Source organism: Bacillus sp. EE-W1, from assembly GCF_009760835.1.
GTDB lineage: Bacteria > Bacillota > Bacilli > Bacillales > Bacillaceae_G > Bacillus_A > Bacillus_A wiedmannii.
In genome coordinates, this window is record NZ_WIPE01000057.1 from 744 (window position 1) to 4,931 (window position 4,188).

The window sequence follows — 4,188 nt, forward strand, 5'->3', positions numbered from 1 at the left end:
CATCATTCGTTTCACCTCCATTTCGATATGACTCTATTATACAACAAACATACATTCGATAGGTAGTGAAGTAACAGTTTATGTATGTCGAACAATTAAGATGGCTTCCTGCCATTCCTTGTCCGAAGCCAATTCAGCAGTTACACAAAGAAATAACATACACATCTACTGAACTATCAAGAAAGATTTATCTAATTGATCGAGTTGAGATGCTAACAACTAGTGCTGCTAATAGTTTATTAAAATTTTTAGAAGAACCGGATGGAGATACAACGGCCATTCTTGTTACAGAAAATATACAAAGGGTTCTCGGTACGATTCAATCTAGATGCCAAATTTTAAACTTTCTAGATACACCTATGGGAGAATACGAAGAAGAATTATCTGCAGCTAACCTTTCTCAGGATATAGTAAAAATTTTAACTCGTATAACAAATAATATTGATAAAGCTATATTACTGGCAAAAGAGCAGTGGTTTATAGAACTGCATTCACAAATAGTTAGGTTGATGAAAAATTTGATGGAACCTACAGTCTTTATAGAAATAATAAAGTTATTAAAACTAATAGATACAAAAGAAAAAGAGCCAATGCTATTTAAATTTATAAATATATGGTTTAAAGATGCACTATATGCTTTAACGAATAAGAAAGATTTAATATCTTTTCAAAGTCAAATCGGTATTTTAGAGCTACATGCTGAAAAACTGGGTGTAAAAGGAATTGCTGATGCAATAGAACTTTTAGAAAAAGGTTATATAAGAAGACAAGCGAATGTTTCGTTAAATCTTGTTCTGCAAGAAATGTTCATTAAGATGCAAAAAAATGTATATATGGTTGCTTTATAAGGGGGCGAATCTATGTGGATAGAACAGTTAAAAAGGATAATGGAACGAAACCCACATATGAAATCAGAAGCTTCATACACGGCTCTAGGCTATTCTAAGAAAGGGTTTGGGGCATGTGGCGGTACCCCTATATACACTATAATATTAGTAATTCTTTTTATTGTTTATATTTTGTTATTTCCTGTTGCAGAATCCTTATTATAAGGATTCTTTTTTTGTATCAAAAATCTACAAAGAAAAAGATAAGATCGGGAACACAATCTTATCTTTAGCACAAGGAGTAAACAAAAGGAATAACCATCATATTTTTATAATACCCCAATTTTTATTAATTTTGAATATTGATACCATAATTATTAAGTATATCTATATTGAGAAATTTATTACAAAATTAGCTGTAAATGATTCAAAACTCCAAAGTAAACTTTTACCCAAAAGTTTACTTTCTATCAAACAAGAAAGATTAGAATGCCATGTGTATGGAAAACTCATTGCCATTTTTATCTGCTCTTCCATGATGTTTAAGATGCGCCAACTTCTGTTACGAAAGCACAAAAGAGAACTAAGTGAATATAAAGCAATTGGGATGATCCAAGATCATCTATCTCTGTTCTATCAAGCGATACAGAAAAACACCCAAGAAATAGCAAAGATTTTACTCCGTCTGTTTATCCTACTAAAGAAAAATGGACGGAAATCTCATCGATATGAGAAGAAAACTATTTTTGATATTATGGGTGTTATCTATGAGTATAGTGGATATAGAAATCAAAAAAAAGCTGCATAAGTGAAAAAATGAAACCCGTTAGGGTTTATTTTGTATGCTCATTTTTAAGAGGATTATACTGTTTAAAAGTTTGTTCATTTCAATTAATGAAAAACCGTGGAGTTTCTATCCTTAAGTTGATGGGTATGTATGGTGACCCCTATAAGAATATTTTGCGACTTTTAATGTAATGTAAAATTAGTAAGGAGCTTATCGAGGAATTACATTTGAAATTGCTTTCTATAGCATACTTACATCAAAATAATTTAAGGTCTAAAGGTAGTTATGGAGAGTCTGTTCGTCTTAAATATTTAAAATATTCCATAAATACAGTTGGAAACAAGTTGTAGGAATGTTAAAATGAGATATAAAAATGAAAGGATTTTGTGAAATATAAAATCCTTTCATTTTTTTCTTACTTAAGTGTGTAACTTTTTAAATAAAGTTTTACATAAAAATATTAAAATTTTTTCAGGTCAATATTTGAATTTATATGAATCTGAATGTAAGGAAGGTTTTGGGGATAATATGAGAAAAAATCAAAGCTTAAAACGTTTAGGGGTCACGGCATTAACTATGGGATTATTAGGTGTTGGGGTTCTCCCAAGTAATTCTTATGCAGATGAAGGGAATATAACTAAAGTACAATCAATGTCGTCTAACAAAACTAAAGAAGGAAGAGTATTAAGTTATAATGATGCCGTAGAAAGTAATGAATTTCTGACTGATAAGGAAGTCAAATCAATTAATCTATCTGCTTTAAATGCTATATATAAAGAAGTGAAAAACATTGCTGACAGCAAATCTGAAGAAGAATTAAATCAAATTGTGGCGGAAAAGATTAAAAATAATCCATCAGTATCATTTCGCTCCGCATATTCACTTCAAATACCTGGCTTTGGAACATTGACTGATGCTGAGGTTGATTTAGCCAAGAAAAATCCATTTGAATTTGTAACTTATGGGGCTTGTTCCGTTTTAGCAAAGACAACTTCAGAGAAATATTACAGCAACTCAACACTTTATCAAGGAAATGGTGATGCTTTTAGGCACTCTTTTTGGAATGCAGCTCTTGCTAAAGAATTAGGTACTATTAAAGGTCGTGATGTTGGTGTTGCAAGAGCAAAAGTTTGGACAGATGCCCATGAGCAATATTCTAGTGGGGTTGATAAGGAAATGGACCTATATAATAATGAAGTTGGTAGAACGATTGCTTACAACAATTATTCCTGGAGTATTACTCAATATAGTAGTCACATAAGGAATGAAGTTGCAAATGGTTCCATGGTTAGAATTGTTGAAGACAAACTAGTTAGAACAAATGGCGATCTTTAATAAAATATCTCAAAAAAAGAAGTTATATTATATAAATGTGCTTTTTTCTTTACTTTTTTGTTTCGTATAAGACAGAATCAATATAATATAAGAGATTCCATATAAAAAAACACCCTATAGAAAATGAAAAAATTCATTCTATAGGGTATTTTTAATATAAAGAGAGATTAATCGGAATCAGTGAAATTCGACAATAGAAGGGCGGTGATTATTTACTCTAAAAACAAATAACAAGTTCGCACGAAATTACCAATTTTTACGAACAATATAGGATTTAGGGATTTCGAGCTCAATTGCATTAATCTCAGTATATTGGCATGTGCTTATATAATTCATACTTTATATAGAAATCATTAAATGCCGAGTTACTCATTAATAATGAAATGGATAAGAATAAAAACCTAATGAAAAGTGACAATATGGACTTGTTTATTAATTGTTTAATGAATGAAAAACAAGTGGCTACATCATTATCGAGTAAAAAGATATTGGAGATTTGTGATGAGGGTCAAAAGAGATACCATTATCTAATACCACCTGGATACATGGATAAGGATAAAGAAGGAAAGAGGGGTGAGAAACAGGATCCTAAAAAACCTTATGGTGATTTAATTATATGGGAATCCATTTTGAAAAAAGCAAAAGACGAGAAAAGGTCAATAATTTTTACGACTTCTGATAGTAAAGAAGATTGGTGGCAATTAAAAGCTGAAAATAAGCTTATTGAAGCGCCGAGACCTGAATTAATTGCAGAATTTGAAGATTACGTTAAAGGTAAAAATAAAATGCTGATGATTCCTATGAAGGAGTTTATTGCGCATTATTCAAGGTTGAACAAAATTTCTGATTTTTACAATAAAATAGAATTAAATGCAGAGGAATTTATCGAGGAATACTTACTAGATAACTCTTCGTGGTCAATTGAATCTATACTTACACATGATGGTCAAATACAAGATTATATGAAAATGGGTTTATTTGCAGAAATTAATGACTTGGTTCCTGAAGAGATAGTTGTAGAAGATTATAATGTAGACTTTGATAATGAAAAGATTAATATTAGTATATCTGGAAATTGCTTTATGACAGCCCATGCAACCATTCGTGAAGACTATAGTGAAGAGCATGGGAGAGAAAGTACATATAATTTAGAAATGGCAATTGTGTTTTCTATTGAAATTAACATTGATAAAGATGAATATCAATTAACGGTGAACTACCCGCCACTTAACGTCCTAA

At 30.7% G+C, this 4,188-nt stretch carries 4 protein-coding genes and 1 pseudogene; all 5 read left to right on the plus strand.

All coding sequences use genetic code 11. The features are described 5' to 3' along the window. The first annotated feature begins 80 nt into the window (after window positions 1-80). Window positions 81-848 (plus strand): DNA polymerase III subunit delta', encoded by a 768-nt coding sequence (locus GFJ36_RS10530; protein ID WP_242015958.1) that lies wholly within the window; start codon window positions 81-83, stop codon window positions 846-848. Between the two features lie 12 nt (window positions 849-860). Then, a complete protein-coding gene (locus GFJ36_RS10535) occupies window positions 861-1,052 on the plus strand; it encodes a hypothetical protein (protein WP_097889874.1) in 192 nt (63 codons plus the stop codon). A gap of 241 nt (window positions 1,053-1,293) precedes the next feature. Beyond that, window positions 1,294-1,635 (plus strand): annotated as a pseudogene (locus tag GFJ36_RS10540) (IS4 family transposase); the annotation flags it as partial. Between the two features lie 507 nt (window positions 1,636-2,142). Further along, window positions 2,143-2,949 carry a DUF6973 domain-containing protein gene (locus GFJ36_RS10545; protein ID WP_097889873.1) on the plus strand — a complete coding sequence of 269 codons (807 nt, stop codon included), beginning with the start codon at window positions 2,143-2,145 and terminating at the stop codon, window positions 2,947-2,949. Between the two features lie 404 nt (window positions 2,950-3,353). Next, the coding region (locus GFJ36_RS29065) for a PIN-like domain-containing protein (RefSeq protein ID WP_242015959.1) at window positions 3,354-4,188 on the plus strand (835 nt) is incomplete at its 3' end.